This window comes from Klebsiella sp. DY2415, from assembly GCF_026314315.1.
GTDB classification, from domain to species: Bacteria; Pseudomonadota; Gammaproteobacteria; order Enterobacterales; family Enterobacteriaceae; genus Klebsiella; species Klebsiella ornithinolytica.
The window spans coordinates 3,724,447-3,739,103 of the sequence record NZ_CP111115.1; the positions used below are offsets into that span (position 1 = coordinate 3,724,447).

Sequence of the window (14,657 nt, forward strand, 5' to 3'; positions counted from 1 at the left end):
CAGGTTATCCCTGGCCATACTTTTCCAGCAGCGCATCGGCGATGGCCTGGGTTTCAGCATCGGCGACGCCATCCCAGCGCGCCGGGCGGAAGTGCATCTGAAAGACCATAATGACCCGTTTCTGTTGCGCGGAAGTCATCTCCGGGGTGACCTGATAGCCATAGCGAGAGAGCGTATCCAGCAGTTCAGCGCTATCAACCGGTTGATACGATGGCCGACCGTTGAGATAAAACGCCACCCGGCTGGCATCCGGCCACGCGCCAATACCTTGCCCGGCCAGCTGCCGCCATGGGAATAACGGCCCGGGGTCGTCCTTACGCTGCGGGGCAATATCGGCGTGGGCAACCACGTTTTGCGGCGCAATGTGGTAGCGGGCAATAATATCTTTTGCTAACGGAATCAGCGCATTAATCTGCGCCGGACTAAACGGTGTAAAGCTTTTCACCCCCGCGCTCTTCTGCCAGCCGCGGTTCTCCAGTTCAATGCCGATCGAGGTATCGTTAATACGCGTACTGCCGCGCCAGAAGCTAATTCCGGCATGCCAGGCCAAATCGTGTTCCGGCACCAGCTGCCAAATCCGCGGTTTGCCCTGATACAGCGGCGGCTGCTGGGGGATCAGGTAGTGGGAGCTGACCTGATTGTCCGTCAGGGTCGCCAGGGAGACGTCAAAGTCATCGGCGGTATAGTGAATGACTAATACTTTCACTCTCGGGTAGGCTGCCTGCGCCGGATGGCGAGTATCGAGCTGGTAACCGTCGCGGTCAATAATCCCTTTTTCTGCGCTACAACCGGCCAGCAGCAGTAAGAGCGCGATAAGTCCAGAACGTTTCATCGGGAGGCAATCCCCCAACCTACGGTGAGTCGGGCCATCAGTCAGATCCTTATATAAACCACCTTCCGCCAGTGTCGATAGCGGCTTGACTCATGATAAACCATCAACTCAACGCTGTCTGCCGGTACCATTTTTCACATTTCACCGCAGTAATACATAAGGTAAATTTATACTAACCACTGTTTAAAATGAGATTAAGTAAAGTCTTAACGGCCCTTTTGAAAAATGACGACACAAATCATAACCCTGGAGTCATCTTTTCCTTATGAGTTCACAAGTTAAGGATCATAGTTTTGTAGTATTTAGCTTGAAAAAAAAATTCACTTGATTCAATCTGGTGCCGCTCATTGGTTAGTTAAAACAAGGGCATGATGATAGCAAGTTAAACAATGGAGATTAAAAATATGAAATATGCAGCTTTAGTGGCAGGTGCAGCATTGTTTTTAACCGCAAACGCATTCTCTGCGGAAATTTTGTCCAAAGAAGATTTCGCAAAAGTGCAGACCCAGTATCAAAAAGTGGGTACCATTTCCTCTACAGGCCAGACCGCTCCTAGCGATGCGCGTGCAGAGCTGCTGAAAAAAGCTGAAGAAAAAGGTGCTGATGTTGTCGTTCTGTCTTCTGGCAACACCGACAAGAAACTTCATGTTTCTGCCAATATTTATAAGAAAAAATAATTAATCTTTCTTTCTGAAGGGGTAATATCGCCAAATGGCGATATTACCCCTTTTGTATTTATGACAAGGTTTATTTTTAGATAGCATTTATATTTACAGCCCCTACATATCATTATTAAATAGCGCCCCGCGCACGGCCAGCACACTCAAATTCAGAACTACATATTTTAAATCCCGGCGAAATTCTTCTGACACCATGCAGCGAAATGATATTTAAAAACAGAAATTCATTCTGCCGCAGGCGGGTTGGCGATACTTATCGGGCATAAAAACAAGACTAAAATTTACAGCATTGCAGGTGGCAAATGAAAAAGGTCGTATTGATCCTCTCTGGGTTGGTCTGTTCCAGTTTTTCGCACGCGAGTGCGCTCTATTTTTATGAAATCGGTACGGAAGATGTCGGTCTGGCGGGAGCCGGTCAGGCGGCGCGGGCGCAGGATGCCTCCACTATCGTCACCAACCCTGCGGGAATGACCCGCCTGCCGGATCACATGTTTACCGGGGGAATGCAGGTCATGGGCGGCGATATCTCTTATCAGTTAAACGATGAAAACGGTCGAAGCAGTCCGGGAAACGTGATGAATTTGTTTCCTGGCGCCAGCGGTTTCTATGCGCAAAAAATCGATGATGATCTCTATGCCGGCCTGGGTTTATACGGTAATTACGGCTCAGGCATCGATTTTGGCAACTGGGCCGGAGATCGTCTGATTAAGAAAAGCACCATGGTCGCCATGACCCTGAGCCCGTCCCTGGCATACAAGCTTAACGATCGCCTCTCAATCGGCGCCTCCGCCAACCTGAATTACGGCTATCTGAGCCTGACGCGCGACGTCGAAGGCAGCGATCAAAAAGATAAAGACAACGATTGGGCGATGAGCTATCGACTGGGGCTGCTGATGCAGTTGACCGAGCAAACTCGCGCCGGCATCACCTGGAACAGTAAGACCGACTACGACTTTAAAATCGATGGCAAAGCCCGCCTCTCGAGGCCGGAAAATACCACCTATGACCTACCCATTTCGGCACAGGTACGCGCCCCTCAACAAATTATGTTTAGCCTTGTGCATGACATCAATAAGCAGTGGTCGGTGATGGGTGACCTCGGCTGGCAGGACTGGAGCCAGTTTGGCAGCCCGCAAGTGACCGTCGCAGGGCGGCAAAGTGATAAACAGAATCGCCTGAAAGACGCCTGGCACACCGCATCTGGCGTTCAGTATCGCCCAACCGAACAGTGGCGCCTGAACGCCGGGGTGGGCTTCGACAGTACGGTTTATGATTCACAAAGCGATATTGCTCTGTCGATGCCGACAGGCGACGAGTGGCGCTTTGCCGCCGGCGCGCAATATCAGATAACGCCAGCCAGCAATATTGGCATCGCGGTCTCCTGTTTGCATATGCAGTCCGGGCAGGTGAAAACACCGGCTGTTGTCGCCGGTGATTACGATCATCCCTACCTGTGGTTTGCCAGCATGAACTACAGCTACCGGTTCTGACGCAAAATATCGCCCGCGGCAACTGCGCATCGGGCGATATTCTCCGGTCGTTAAATCAGCTTGAATAAGAAACGTACCGGCTTAATCTGCAAAATATCCTGCCATATTTTATGTAAATCGATAACGCCAGCCAGCCCGAGTAATGCCAGGGTAATCAATACCGTCGCGGCGGTAATAATCAGCATCAGGCGGACCATATTTCGCTGAATTTTTTCCTGCTGCCGGGCGTGGCGCTGTTCTTTTTCATACTCGACCAGCGTGGTAATCGCCTTGCCCTGCACAATATAGCGGCCACGCTCTTCGGCCAGCTCACCTGAAAGGGCAAGCGATTCCATCAGCAGCGTGACTTTATACTGGAATGACTCATTGCGGATATGTTTATACCACAGCCTGCCGTAGAGAAGTTCAATCACCTCATCCACAGTGAGACCTGCCGCGGGGTCTGACGGGCGCCGCCTCACGAACTCATTCATGATTAAACGCAATAAAAATATACGTTCCTGACTTTTGAGTTCACGCTCCCGGAAGAATGTGGAAACAACAGCCCCTTTCCCTTTTAAAAGAAAAATTTTGCTATCGACGATATGCAGGTAATAGTTAATGGCGTAATAAAATATAGATTCCGATATAATCTTGCCATATTTTTTATAGTGCACAATTTCGCTTTCCATCCCGAGAATACGGGAAACGGGTAACTTTTCCGTTTGCACATCATCAGATGCCGACAGGGCTAAACGCTCAACGTGGACGTCGTAACCATTGAATCCAATCAGCCGATAGCGCTGCCTGCCGGCATCGGCAAAATGTACCGCATAATAGTCATACGGTTCCCCCAGCCGGTCGTTTTTTGCCACAAAGCGAGGTAAAAACTTCGCCCATAATCGGGCCTTAACATTTGCTATAAAGTTATTTAACACGAATAATCCCGTTGTGCTGACAGCCTCTTTTAATCTAAATATAAACACTATCCCTACTGCTTATTTAGCATTTAACCAGATATATAAATTTACTTTTACGTAAAAAACAGATTGTATTGGCGAGAATAAATAGCGTGCCATCGATGATAAGAAATAGCATTATCGCGGACAACGCATGGGCACAAATAGACCGTGGGGAAAAAAGGTATTGCCTGAGCTCTAAGAGTCAAGCGCATTCCGGAACCAGTACGCTATGCTTGAACAGAAACTAATAACGTAGTGAGCTTATAAGGAAATCATCATGCGCTACAAACTCGTTGCTTTTATTATCCCGTGCGCGCTCGCGCTGAGTGCCTGTACCACCGTCACGCCCGCCTATAAAGATAATGGCACCCGCAGCGGGGCCTGCATCGAAGGTGGGCCGGATGAGGTAGCACAGAAATTCTACGATTATCAGATCCAGCATCGGAACAACGACCTGGCGGCCCTGCGACCTTATCTCAGCGACGATCTGGCCAGGCTGTTAAACGATGCCCGCCAGGATCCCTCGCGCAGCTCGCTGCTGCAATCGAACCTCTTCTCCAGCTCGACGACCCCAGCCGATAGCGCCAGCGTAGCCAGCGCCTCAACTATCCCAAACCGCGATGCCCGCAATATTCCTCTGCGCGTCGATTTAAAACAGGGCAGTCAAAGCTGGCAGGATGAAGTGCTGATGATTCAGGAAGGTCAGTGCTGGGCCGTCGACGACGTGCGTTATCTTGGCATTAACTCCCATGCCCCGGCCGGTTCCCTGCAACAGAGTCTTGAAAAACGCGGATAAGGGCGTGGAACCCACGCCACTTAAACGATAACCCCGGTAAAATGTCGGTATTTCTCCAGGTTATGCCGACATTTGTGCCTCCCCACCCCGCGAACCCATATTTTGTGCTAAGTTTAGAGGTAAATGTGGTTTACATTTAACTTTTAACGCATAAATATTGCATAACTATTCTGTCAAAGGTAGTATTTGCGGCCTCAATAGCTATTCGTATCAGACAGCCCAGATGAGTATTAAACTAAACGGCATTAACTGCTTCTACGGCGCGCATCAGGCGCTGTTCGACATCACGCTGGATTGCCCGCAGGGGGAAACGCTGGTGCTGCTCGGCCCCAGTGGCGCCGGGAAAAGCTCGCTGCTTCGCGTACTCAACCTGCTGGAAATGCCGCGTTCCGGGACATTACATATCGCCGGTAACCACTTCGACTTTACCAAAGCACCTTCTGACAAAGCCATTCGTGAGCTGCGCCAGAACGTGGGTATGGTTTTCCAACAGTATAATCTGTGGCCGCACCTGACGGTGCAGCAAAACCTGATTGAAGCCCCCTGCCGCGTGCTGGGGTTAAGTAAAGACATGGCGCTCGCTCGCGCCGAAAAACTGCTGGAACGTCTTCGTCTCAAGCCCTACAGCGATCGCTATCCGCTGCATCTTTCCGGGGGCCAGCAGCAGCGCGTCGCCATTGCGCGGGCGCTGATGATGGAACCTCAGGTCCTGCTGTTTGATGAACCTACCGCAGCACTCGATCCGGAAATCACCGCTCAGATCGTCAGCATTATCCGCGAACTGGCCGGCACCGGCATTACGCAGGTTATCGTCACCCACGAAGTGGAAGTGGCGCGTAAAACGGCAAGCCGCGTAGTGTATATGGAAAATGGTCACATCATTGAACAAGGGGATGCCAGCTGCTTTACGCATCCGCAGACCGACGCGTTTAAAAACTATCTTTCACATTGATGTTTTCGGGGAAATGACGATGAAAAAAGTACTGATTGCCGCGATCCTGGCCAGCATGAGCCTGTCAGCTACTGCCGCCCAGACCATTCGTTTCGCCACTGAGGCCTCCTACCCTCCGTTTGAATCGATTGATGCCAACAATAAAATTGTCGGTTTTGATGTCGATCTGGCCAACGCGCTGTGTAAAGAAATTGATGCTACCTGCACCTTTACCAACCAGGCCTTCGACAGCCTGATCCCCAGCCTCAAATTCCGCCGCGTCGATGCGGTGATGGCCGGGATGGATATCACGCCTGAGCGTGAAAAACAGGTGCTGTTCACGACGCCTTACTACGAAAACTCGGCGCTGTTTGTCGGCCAGCAGGGTAAATTCACCAGCCTCGAACAGCTGAAAGGCAAAAAGGTCGGCGTCCAGAACGGGACCACGCACCAGAAATTTATTAACGACAAACACCCTGAAATCACCACCGTGCCATACGACAGCTACCAGAATGCGAAGCTGGATCTGCAAAACGGCCGTATTGATGCCGTGTTTGGTGATAATGCCGTCGTCACCGAGTGGCTGAAGAGCAATCCGAAGCTGGCCGCGGTGGGCGATAAAGTCACCGATAAAGACTACTTCGGTACCGGTCTGGGCATTGCGCTTCGTCAGGGCAATACCGAACTGCAGCAGAAATTTAATGCTGCGCTGGAAAAAGTGAAAAAAGATGGGACTTACCAGACCATCTATAGCAAATGGTTTCAGAAGTAACGCTAAATGAATGAAATTTTTCCCTTAGCAAGTGCCGCCGGGATGACCGTCGGCCTTGCCGTTTGCGCGCTCATCATCGGCCTTGTGCTGGCGATGCTGTTTGCCGTGCTGGAGTCAGTAAAATGGCGCCCGCTGGCATGGTTCGCAACCGGCGTGGTCACGGTTCTGCGTGGACTACCGGAGATTCTGGTGGTCCTGTTTATCTATTTCGGCTCCTCTCAGCTGCTGCTTACGCTCTCTGACGGTTTTACGATCAATCTTGGCTTTGTGCAGATTCCGGTACAGATGCAGATTGAAAACTTCGACGTCAGTCCGTTCCTGTGCGGCGCCATCGCGCTGTCCCTGCTCTACGCCGCTTACGCCTCGCAAACTCTGCGCGGGGCGCTCAAGGCGGTACCTCAGGGGCAGTGGGAGTCCGGCCAGGCGCTGGGGCTATCGAAAGGGGCGATCTTCTTCCGTCTGGTGATGCCGCAAATGTGGCGTCATGCGCTGCCGGGCCTCGGCAACCAGTGGCTGGTTCTGCTGAAAGATACCGCGCTGGTCAGTTTAATCAGCGTCAACGATCTGATGCTGCAAACCAAGAGCATCGCCACCCGCACTCAGGAACCGTTTAACTGGTACATCATCGCGGCGGCGATCTATCTGGTCATCACCCTGCTCAGTCAGTACATCCTCAAACGTATTGACCAACGTGCGACGCGCTTCGAACGGAGACCAGGCTGATGCTCGATTATTTACCTGAACTGCTGAAAGGGCTGCATACCAGCCTGACGCTGACCGCGGCGTCGATCGTCGTGGCGCTGATTCTGTCGCTGGTTTTCACCATCGTCCTGACGCTGAAAACGCCGGTACTGGTGTGGATTGTTCGCGCTTACATCACCTTATTTACCGGTACGCCGCTGCTGGTACAGATCTTCCTGATTTACTATGGCCCGGGTCAGTTCCCCTCTTTGCAGAACTACCCGGTACTGTGGCATCTGATTTCTGAACCCTGGCTGTGCGCCATGATAGCCCTGTCCCTGAACAGCGCAGCTTACACCACCCAGCTGTTTTATGGTGCGATCCGCGCCATCCCTGACGGCCAGTGGCAATCCTGCAGCGCGCTGGGAATGAGCAAGAAAGACACGCTGGCGATTCTGCTGCCGTACGCCTTTAAACGCGCCCTCTCTTCGTATTCCAACGAGGTTGTGCTGGTGTTCAAAAGCACCTCCCTGGCTTACACCATTACGTTGATGGAAGTCATGGGGCACGGCCAGCTGCTGTACGGACGTACCTATGACGTTATGGTGTTTGGGGCGGCCGGTATTGTCTATCTCATCGTCAACGGTCTGCTGACGCTGCTGATGCGGTTAGTGGAGCGTAAAGCGCTGGCGTTTGAACGACGGAATTAGCGTTGACCGACGCAGCAGCTCACATCACGAGTGAGTTGCATGAGATGAATGCATAAGTAGCAAACATAAAGACGGGCATGTCTATAGAATGCCCGTCTTTTTTATTTCCACAAAAAATAATTATACGTAATTATTGAATACAAATTCATTTAGTGGCATTGTGAAAATCAGCCGCAGACACGGCACAACATCATAAGATTGACCGACGGGAGTTCCACGATGAAAAAGTTAGTTCTGGCTGCACTGCTTTCCTCTTTCGCCTTTGGCGCCGCTGCCGCAGAAAAAATCAGCTTCGGCGTTTCTGCAACCTACCCCCCTTTTGAATCCATGGATGCGAACAATCAGATCGTCGGTTTCGATCTGGATCTGGCAAAAGCGCTGTGCAAACAGATGCAGGCTGACTGTACCTTTACCAACCACGCTTTCGATAGCCTGATCCCGGCGCTGAAATTTAAAAAATATGACGCGGTGATCTCCGGTATGGACATTACCCCGGAGCGCAGCAAGCAGGTCGCATTTACCGATCCGTACTACGCCAACTCGGCGCTGGTTATTGCTAAAAAAGACGCCTTCCACTCCTTTGCCGATCTGAAAGGCAAACGTATTGGCATGGAAAACGGCACCACCCACCAGAAATACCTGCAGGATAAACATCCGGAAGTGAAAACTGTCGCCTATGACAGCTATCAGAATGCGATTATCGACCTGAAAAACGGCCGTATTGACGGGGTGTTTGGCGATACCGCCGTGGTGAATGAGTGGCTGAAAACCAACCCGCAGCTGGGCGTCGCCACTCCAAAAGTGACCGATCCGCAATACTTCGGCACCGGCCTCGGTATCGCAGTACGTCCGGACAACAAGGCGCTGCTGGAAAAACTCAATGGTGCGCTGAAGGCGATTAAAGCGGACGGCACGTATCAGAAAATCAGCAACCAGTGGTTCCCGGAATAATTTTCTGCTGACCCGCGGTGCGGAAATACCTTGCCCGGGCGGCTTCCCGGCCAGCACAGCCTGACCGGGGAGCTATCGCTACGAACGCAACGGCAGGGTAAAGCGGAAGCTGGCCCCTGCCGGCACATCGACCAGGTGAATATCACCGCCGTGCAGCTGCAGCATTCGCCGCACAATCATCAGCCCCAACCCGCCCCGTGATTCCGGGCTCTGACCGGGTTCAAGCACTGAAGGCCGTTCAAACAATGTCGCCCGCAGCTCGCCGGCAACTCCGGGACCGCTATCGGCTACCTCAACCACCATCTCCGCCCCCTGCTGACGGGCCGTCAGGCTGATACTGCCGCCATCCGGCGTGTGGCGAATCGCGTTATCCAGTAAATTGGTCAACACCCGCTCCATCATCGATAAATCCGCCACCACCGGCGGCAATCCCCCGGCCAGCGAGAGCTGTAATCGGATGTGGCGGGTGGCAATCGCCAGATCGAACTTCTGCGCCACGTCCTGGACCAGCTCCGCCAGCACAAATTTCTCCGGCTGCAGCTTGATCCCGCCATGTTCGAGGCGCGCCAGCTCAAACAGCTGCTGAGAAAGAGAGCGGACTTTATTCCCCTGGCGCAGCGCAATATTGAGGTAGCGCTTGCTCTCTTCCGCGCTCAGCCGATCGGCTTTCAACGTCAGCGTCTCCAGATAACCCAGCAGCGAAGTCAGCGGAGTCCGCAGATCGTGAGAAATATTGGCGATAAATTCACGCCGCTGACGATCGCTGTCGGCCAGTCGATCCCACTGTCCGGCGATCTGCCGGGCCAGGTCGATAAACCGGTTATGCAGGATCGCCACTTCATTACCGGGATGCGGCTCCGGCGCTTGCGCCGCCAGCAGTTTAATCGCCCCGATGCTGTCTTCTCCGGGGATCCCCACCTGTGCGGTCAGCTGACGTACCGGGCGCGTCACCCAATACCAGGCAAGGCCGCCGGCGAGCAGACCAAACAGGGCCACCAGCAGCAGCGTCCAGATCAGCAGACTACCCAGCGTCTTCTGCCAGGCGCTGGCCGCCAGCTCATTAAAGGTTTCCCCTTGCAGGATAATATAGAGATAGCCGCGCAGCTGGCCGTCGACATTCAACGGCGCCACGCTGAAGACCTTGCGCTGATCCTGGCTACGCGGATCGTCACCGTACACCGGCCAGGTGCCGCCGGAGAGAAACGTCTGTATCGGCACGATGTCAACGCGCTGGCGTTTGATATGGCCCGGCGGCGCAGCATCGGCCAGCAGCTCGCCGTCAGGAGAGACCAGATAGAGTTCGACGCTGGGGTTGAAGACCATCAGCCGATCGAAAAGCGGTTTCAGCGCCTCGCGATTGACCTGGCCCTGCGCATCGAGCAGCGGTTCACGGGCAACAATCTGCTGCGCCAGCCCGACCGAAAGACGTTGGACCATCGCATTACCGTATTGCGCGCTGCTGTACAGCTGAACCGCACAGACCGCCGCCGCGCAAAGCAGCAGCAGCGAAGTAAACACCAGCGCCAGGCGCTGGCTCAGGCTTAACCGGCGCATCATTGCCCCGCTCCTTGACGCGCAGGCGCGAATTTATAGCCCTTGCCCCAGACCGTCAGAATGATTTCCGGCTCCGCCGGGTCGCGTTCGATTTTACTGCGCAGACGGTTGATATGCGTATTGACCGTATGCTCATAGCCTTCATGCTGGTAGCCCCAGACGCGGTCAAGCAGAGCCAGACGAGAAAAGACCTCGCCGGGATGGCGGGCAAAGTAGTACAGCAGATCAAATTCGCGCGGCGTTAAATCCACCGGCTCACCGTGCAGTCTGATTTCGCGCGAAAGCGGGTCGATGCTCAGGCCGTGGCAATCGATACGCCCGGAATCCATCAGCAAATTAAGCCCCATCGCCTCCTGGCGACGAAACAGCGCTTTGACTCGCGCAACCAGTTCGATAACCGAAAACGGTTTGGCCAGGTAGTCGTCCGCCCCCATCTCCAGTCCCAGCACGCGGTGCGTCTCACTGGAACGGGCGCTGATAATAATCACCGGCAGATAGCGGGTCATCTGGCGAATGCGCCGGCAAATCTCCAGCCCATCGACGTTGGGCAGCATCAGGTCAAGAATCGCCGCATCCCAGCCGCCCTTTTCCAGCTGCACCAGCGCCTGGGCGCCGTCCGCTTCATGCACAATCTGATATCCCTCATCCTGCAGATTTAAACGCAGCAACGCGGCAATATCGTCGTCATCTTCGACCAACAGGATTTTCTTTGCCATGGGTAGTGCTCCGCTCATTTCACGCCGTTATTAGCCAAGCTTACCCGATTTACGCCGGCAGAAGAGTTCACATTTTGTTTAAACTTCGCGAACCAGCAGCGTCAGCACTTCGTAGTGGGTGGTGTGGGGGAACATATCAAACAGCTGCACCCGCTCAACCCGATAGCCCGGCAGCCGCGCGATATCTTTCGCCATCGTCTGCGCGTTACAGCTGGAGTAGATAATAAAGGGCGGCGCCATACGGCATAAATAGTCGCACAGCTCGCGGCCGATCCCGCGGCGCGGCGGGTTGACCAGCACCAGGTCAGGAATCTCGCCCTCAGCGGTGGCAAACTGCGTCGAGTCCAGCGCCTGAAAATGAAGGTTGGTCAGGCCCAGTTCGGCGGCAGACTGCTTCGCGCTGGCGATCGCCTCCGGCGCAATCTCAATCCCGGTCAGGCGCATTTCCGGCGTGGCGCAGTGCAGGCCAAAGCCCCCCACTCCGCAGAACAGGTCCCACATATGATTGACCGGCAGCTGGCGTACCCAATCGCGGGCGGTCGCATACAGCTGGCCGGCAACGGCAGGATTCGTTTGAAAGAAGCTCTGCGGGCGGATCCACAGCGGTACGCCGTTAAAGTTTTCCGCCAGCGCCGCCTGCTCGCTGAGGAGAATCTCCTCTTCGCCTTCCATAATGGCCATATGCACCGGCTGAATATTGGCGGTAATCACCTTCAACTGCGGCAGCTGCGCCTGCAGCCACGGCAGCGCGGCGCGGAGCTGCGCAAGTTTCGTCGGGGAACGCAGCACAAAACGCAGCATCATGCCGCCATCCAGCTGGCTTTCCGTTAACAGCAGATACTTCAGCTCGCCGCGCCTGCGGGCAACGTTATAGGGCGTTAATCCGGCGCGGGCGATAAACGGTTTCAGCACGGCAAATACCGCTGCAAAACTGGCCGGATAGAGCGGACAGTCGGTCAGGTCTTCCGGGCTGCCATCGCGGTGCAGCATCCCCAGCAGCGGACGTTCAACGCTGCCGCTGACCACCATTTTAGCTTTGTTGCGAAAACCGGCTTCCGGGCCGGAAACCGGCTCAAACCATGTCGCCACCGGGCTGTCCGCCAACAGCGTTCTGAGATCGGCCATTTTACTGGCGAGCTGTTGTGTTAACGGCCGTTCCAGCCACTGACAGGAGCGACAGCGGCCCGCGTCATAGAGTGCGCAGTGCATAAAAAGACCTTCCAGAAATCAGGGGCGGGGATTGTATCACCGTTATTGCAGTCGGAAAAACCGTCGACACGACGCCGGAACAAACAGCAGCGCCAGCACCAGCAAATCGGGCAGTTTTTGCATCACCAGAGAACGCAGAATTTCACGTTTTGACTCGCCGGCAATACTGAACAGCTCCGGGTAGCCGTACCCCAGCGAGGCCGCCCAGAGATAAGCGGTGACGGTAATTTGCGTCAGGAGAAAGATCCAGCGCGCCAGATTACGCCCTTTTACCAGTGAAAATGCGCACCAGATCTCAATAAAGACCAGCAACAGGCTGGAGAGAAACACCAGCGTCAAGGTCCATGTCTGCACGCTACGCTGAATAAACGCCTCTATCCCACCGATACCCAGCTGATTCAGGATCATCAGCAGATCCACGGCACGAATCAAAATAATGGCGAACGCCGCCACCTGCACCAGTGCAGGGACGTTAAGACGCGCATGAGATGAACGAGTTTTTGTAAACAGTCCCAACGGAAACGTCTTCCATGAAAACGGCGTCGCACTATCGCGACGCCGATACCAGTTTTACCGTAGATTTTAGGGGCTTCAGCTCCGTCTTGCACGCTGGATATCGCGCACCCGCTGCTTTTCTGCGCGCGCCATCAAATACCAGGCGATAAAACCAACAATGCCGACTACGCCGAGGATTAAGGTTGCCAGGGCGTTGATTTCCGGGTTCACCCCCATACGCACGCTGGAGAAGACCAGCATCGGCAAGGTGGTGGCGCCCGGGCCGGAAACAAAGCTGGCGATGACCAGATCGTCCAGCGATAAGGTAAACGCCAGCAGCCAGCCGGAGATAACCGCCGGCATGATCATCGGCAGCGTAATGATGAAAAAGACCTTCAGCGGCGGCGCGCCTAAATCCATCGCCGCCTCCTCAATCGAGTGGTCCAGTTCACGCAGCCGCGACGAGATCACCACCGCCACGTAGGCAGTACAGAAGGTCACGTGCGCCAGCCAAATGGTCAACATGCCGCGATCCGACGGCCAGCCGATGGCATGCCCGAGCGCCACAAACAGCAGCAGCAGCGACAGCCCGGTAATGACATCCGGCATCACCAGCGGCGCCGTAATCATAAAGGCAAAGCCGTTTGATCCCCGAAAGCGACCAAAGCGCACCATCACGACCGCGGCAATCGTCCCCAGAATCGCCGCCGCCGTCGCCGCACAGGTCGCGATGGTCAGACTCAGCCCGACGGCGCTCATCATCGCATCATCATGGAACAATTCGCTGTACCAGCGCGTCGACCACCCCGCCCACACCGTCACCAGCTTCGAGCTGTTGAATGAGTAAATCACCAGCATTAGCATCGGTGCATATAAAAAGGTAAAGCCGAGTACGAGAATTAAAATTCGCCACGGCGAACGGACTACCGGCAAATCGTTCATCCATGATCCCCCATCTGTTTTTGCTGATGTTTGTGGAACCACATAATCGGCACGATCAGCAGGAGCAGCATCACGATGGCCACCGCCGAGGCGACCGGCCAGTCGCGGTTATTAAAGAACTCCTGCCACAGGACCCGCCCGATCATAATACTGTCCGGACCGCCCAGCAGTTCCGGGATCACGAACTCCCCAACCGCCGGGATAAAAACCAGCATCGAACCGGCGATAATCCCGCCTTTGGTCAACGGGACGATCACCTGGAAGAAGGTTTTCAGCGGCCGGGCGCCCAGATCCAGCGACGCTTCCACCAGCGAGTAGTCGATCCGCGTCAGCGCGGTATAAATGGGCAGCACCATAAACGGCAGATAGGCGTAAACAATGCCGATATAGACCGCCAGGTTGGTATGCAGGATCTCCAGCGGCTGGTCGATGACCCCCAGCCACAGCAGGAAGTTATTCAACACGCCGTTGCTTTTCAGCAGCCCCATCCACGCATAAACGCGGATCAGGAATGAGGTCCACGATGGCAGGATCACCAGCAGCAGCAGAATATTTCGCGTGGACGGTTTGCTGTGCGCCACCGCCCATGCCAGCGGATAGCCCAGCAGCAGGCAGCAGAACGTCGAAATCCCCGCCACCTGCAGCGACTGCAGATAGGCTTCGAAATAGAGCGGATCGTCGGTCAGCTGCAGGAAGTTGCCGAGGTTCAGCGTCAGCGTGAGCTGGCCGTCCGCCCACTCCCACAGATCGGTGTAGGGCGGGATCGCCCTCGCCATCTCCGCCAGGCTGATTTTAAAGACGATCAGGAACGGCAGCAGAAACAGCAGGATCAGCCACAGATAGGGCAGCGCAATCACCAGCTTGCGCCCATGCGCCATCTGCAACCGCGTGAGCCATTGGGCAAAACCGCCCGTTTTCTTCACCCCGGCCGGTGGTTGTAATACACTCATCGCCCTC

16 protein-coding genes are annotated in these 14,657 nt (G+C 54.6%); 8 read left to right on the plus strand and 8 right to left on the minus strand.

The annotated features are described in order from the left end of the window. Nucleotides 1-4: 4 nt before the first annotated feature. Nucleotides 5-832 (minus strand): N-acetylmuramoyl-L-alanine amidase, encoded by an 828-nt coding sequence (locus tag OQV00_RS17685; RefSeq protein ID WP_266279117.1) that lies wholly within the window; start codon nucleotides 830-832, stop codon nucleotides 5-7. Between the two features lie 404 nt (nucleotides 833-1,236). Between OQV00_RS17685 and yahO the strand changes: the two genes are divergently transcribed. Next, nucleotides 1,237-1,509, plus strand: coding sequence for a DUF1471 family periplasmic protein YahO (yahO, locus tag OQV00_RS17690; protein ID WP_004859987.1), 273 nt, complete (start codon nucleotides 1,237-1,239; stop codon nucleotides 1,507-1,509). Between the two features lie 305 nt (nucleotides 1,510-1,814). Then, a complete protein-coding gene (locus OQV00_RS17695; RefSeq protein WP_104896149.1) occupies nucleotides 1,815-3,002 on the plus strand; it encodes an OmpP1/FadL family transporter in 1,188 nt (395 codons plus the stop codon). A gap of 50 nt (nucleotides 3,003-3,052) precedes the next feature. Here the strand turns inward: OQV00_RS17695 and OQV00_RS17700 are convergent, their stop codons facing one another. Next, nucleotides 3,053-3,919 (minus strand): hypothetical protein, encoded by an 867-nt coding sequence (locus tag OQV00_RS17700; protein WP_266279120.1) that lies wholly within the window; start codon nucleotides 3,917-3,919, stop codon nucleotides 3,053-3,055. 301 nt (nucleotides 3,920-4,220) lie between these two features. On the opposite strand from OQV00_RS17700, the gene OQV00_RS17705 reads away from it, so the two are divergent. The 6 genes from OQV00_RS17705 (at nucleotide 4,221) to artJ (ending at nucleotide 8,784) form a co-directional block, all read left to right on the plus strand. Next, the gene (locus OQV00_RS17705) at nucleotides 4,221-4,739 is read left to right on the plus strand and encodes a lipoprotein (protein WP_004859979.1); all 519 of its coding nucleotides are present in this window, start codon (nucleotides 4,221-4,223) and stop codon (nucleotides 4,737-4,739) included. A gap of 223 nt (nucleotides 4,740-4,962) precedes the next feature. Continuing rightward, complete coding sequence (gene artP / locus OQV00_RS17710) at nucleotides 4,963-5,691, plus strand: arginine ABC transporter ATP-binding protein ArtP (RefSeq protein ID WP_004859977.1); 729 nt, start codon at nucleotides 4,963-4,965, stop codon at nucleotides 5,689-5,691. Between the two features lie 19 nt (nucleotides 5,692-5,710). Then, complete coding sequence (artI, locus tag OQV00_RS17715) at nucleotides 5,711-6,442, plus strand: arginine ABC transporter substrate-binding protein ArtI (protein ID WP_004859975.1); 732 nt, start codon at nucleotides 5,711-5,713, stop codon at nucleotides 6,440-6,442. Nucleotides 6,443-6,448: 6 nt separating this feature from the next. Next, nucleotides 6,449-7,165, plus strand: coding sequence for an arginine ABC transporter permease ArtQ (gene artQ, locus OQV00_RS17720; protein WP_004859972.1), 717 nt, complete (start codon nucleotides 6,449-6,451; stop codon nucleotides 7,163-7,165). Then, nucleotides 7,165-7,833, plus strand: a complete 669-nt coding sequence (gene artM / locus OQV00_RS17725; protein ID WP_004859971.1) for an arginine ABC transporter permease ArtM — start codon at nucleotides 7,165-7,167, stop codon at nucleotides 7,831-7,833. The genes artQ and artM overlap by 1 nt, the downstream gene beginning before the upstream one ends. A gap of 219 nt (nucleotides 7,834-8,052) precedes the next feature. After that, complete coding sequence (artJ, locus tag OQV00_RS17730; protein WP_004859969.1) at nucleotides 8,053-8,784, plus strand: arginine ABC transporter substrate-binding protein ArtJ; 732 nt, start codon at nucleotides 8,053-8,055, stop codon at nucleotides 8,782-8,784. Between the two features lie 78 nt (nucleotides 8,785-8,862). Here the strand turns inward: artJ and OQV00_RS17735 are convergent, their stop codons facing one another. The 6 genes from OQV00_RS17735 to potH form a co-directional block, all read right to left on the minus strand. Beyond that, nucleotides 8,863-10,341, minus strand: coding sequence for a sensor histidine kinase (locus OQV00_RS17735; protein WP_044348951.1), 1,479 nt, complete (start codon nucleotides 10,339-10,341; stop codon nucleotides 8,863-8,865). Continuing rightward, entirely contained in the window at nucleotides 10,338-11,054 is a 717-nt protein-coding gene (locus OQV00_RS17740) for a response regulator transcription factor (RefSeq protein ID WP_004859966.1), read from the minus strand. The genes OQV00_RS17735 and OQV00_RS17740 overlap by 4 nt, the downstream gene beginning before the upstream one ends. A gap of 78 nt (nucleotides 11,055-11,132) precedes the next feature. Further along, the gene (rlmC, locus tag OQV00_RS17745) at nucleotides 11,133-12,263 is read right to left on the minus strand and encodes a 23S rRNA (uracil(747)-C(5))-methyltransferase RlmC (protein ID WP_266279122.1); all 1,131 of its coding nucleotides are present in this window, start codon (nucleotides 12,261-12,263) and stop codon (nucleotides 11,133-11,135) included. A 42-nt stretch (nucleotides 12,264-12,305) separates the two neighbouring features. Continuing rightward, nucleotides 12,306-12,779, minus strand: coding sequence for a YbjO family protein (locus tag OQV00_RS17750; RefSeq protein ID WP_004859962.1), 474 nt, complete (start codon nucleotides 12,777-12,779; stop codon nucleotides 12,306-12,308). Between the two features lie 75 nt (nucleotides 12,780-12,854). Further along, nucleotides 12,855-13,700, minus strand: coding sequence for a putrescine ABC transporter permease PotI (gene potI, locus OQV00_RS17755; protein ID WP_004859959.1), 846 nt, complete (start codon nucleotides 13,698-13,700; stop codon nucleotides 12,855-12,857). Beyond that, nucleotides 13,697-14,650, minus strand: coding sequence for a putrescine ABC transporter permease PotH (gene potH, locus OQV00_RS17760; protein ID WP_004859957.1), 954 nt, complete (start codon nucleotides 14,648-14,650; stop codon nucleotides 13,697-13,699). The genes potI and potH overlap by 4 nt, the downstream gene beginning before the upstream one ends. Nucleotides 14,651-14,657 lie beyond the last annotated feature (7 nt).

What these genes read in the sequence shown, in the direction of transcription:
- artP (WP_004859977.1), top strand. Translation starts at nt 4,963, where the DNA reads ATGAGTATTAAACTAAACGGCATTAACTGCTTCTACGGCGCGCATCAG.
- OQV00_RS17685 (WP_266279117.1), bottom strand. Translation starts at nt 832, where the DNA reads ATGAAACGTTCTGGACTTATCGCGCTCTTACTGCTGCTGGCCGGTTGT.
- artI (WP_004859975.1), top strand. Translation starts at nt 5,711, where the DNA reads ATGAAAAAAGTACTGATTGCCGCGATCCTGGCCAGCATGAGCCTGTCA.
- OQV00_RS17740 (WP_004859966.1), bottom strand. Translation starts at nt 11,054, where the DNA reads ATGGCAAAGAAAATCCTGTTGGTCGAAGATGACGACGATATTGCCGCG.
- rlmC (WP_266279122.1), bottom strand. Translation starts at nt 12,263, where the DNA reads ATGCACTGCGCACTCTATGACGCGGGCCGCTGTCGCTCCTGTCAGTGG.
- OQV00_RS17695 (WP_104896149.1), top strand. Translation starts at nt 1,815, where the DNA reads ATGAAAAAGGTCGTATTGATCCTCTCTGGGTTGGTCTGTTCCAGTTTT.
- artM (WP_004859971.1), top strand. Translation starts at nt 7,165, where the DNA reads ATGCTCGATTATTTACCTGAACTGCTGAAAGGGCTGCATACCAGCCTG.
- OQV00_RS17735 (WP_044348951.1), bottom strand. Translation starts at nt 10,341, where the DNA reads ATGATGCGCCGGTTAAGCCTGAGCCAGCGCCTGGCGCTGGTGTTTACT.
- yahO (WP_004859987.1), top strand. Translation starts at nt 1,237, where the DNA reads ATGAAATATGCAGCTTTAGTGGCAGGTGCAGCATTGTTTTTAACCGCA.
- OQV00_RS17705 (WP_004859979.1), top strand. Translation starts at nt 4,221, where the DNA reads ATGCGCTACAAACTCGTTGCTTTTATTATCCCGTGCGCGCTCGCGCTG.
- artQ (WP_004859972.1), top strand. Translation starts at nt 6,449, where the DNA reads ATGAATGAAATTTTTCCCTTAGCAAGTGCCGCCGGGATGACCGTCGGC.
- potI (WP_004859959.1), bottom strand. Translation starts at nt 13,700, where the DNA reads ATGAACGATTTGCCGGTAGTCCGTTCGCCGTGGCGAATTTTAATTCTC.
- artJ (WP_004859969.1), top strand. Translation starts at nt 8,053, where the DNA reads ATGAAAAAGTTAGTTCTGGCTGCACTGCTTTCCTCTTTCGCCTTTGGC.
- potH (WP_004859957.1), bottom strand. Translation starts at nt 14,650, where the DNA reads ATGAGTGTATTACAACCACCGGCCGGGGTGAAGAAAACGGGCGGTTTT.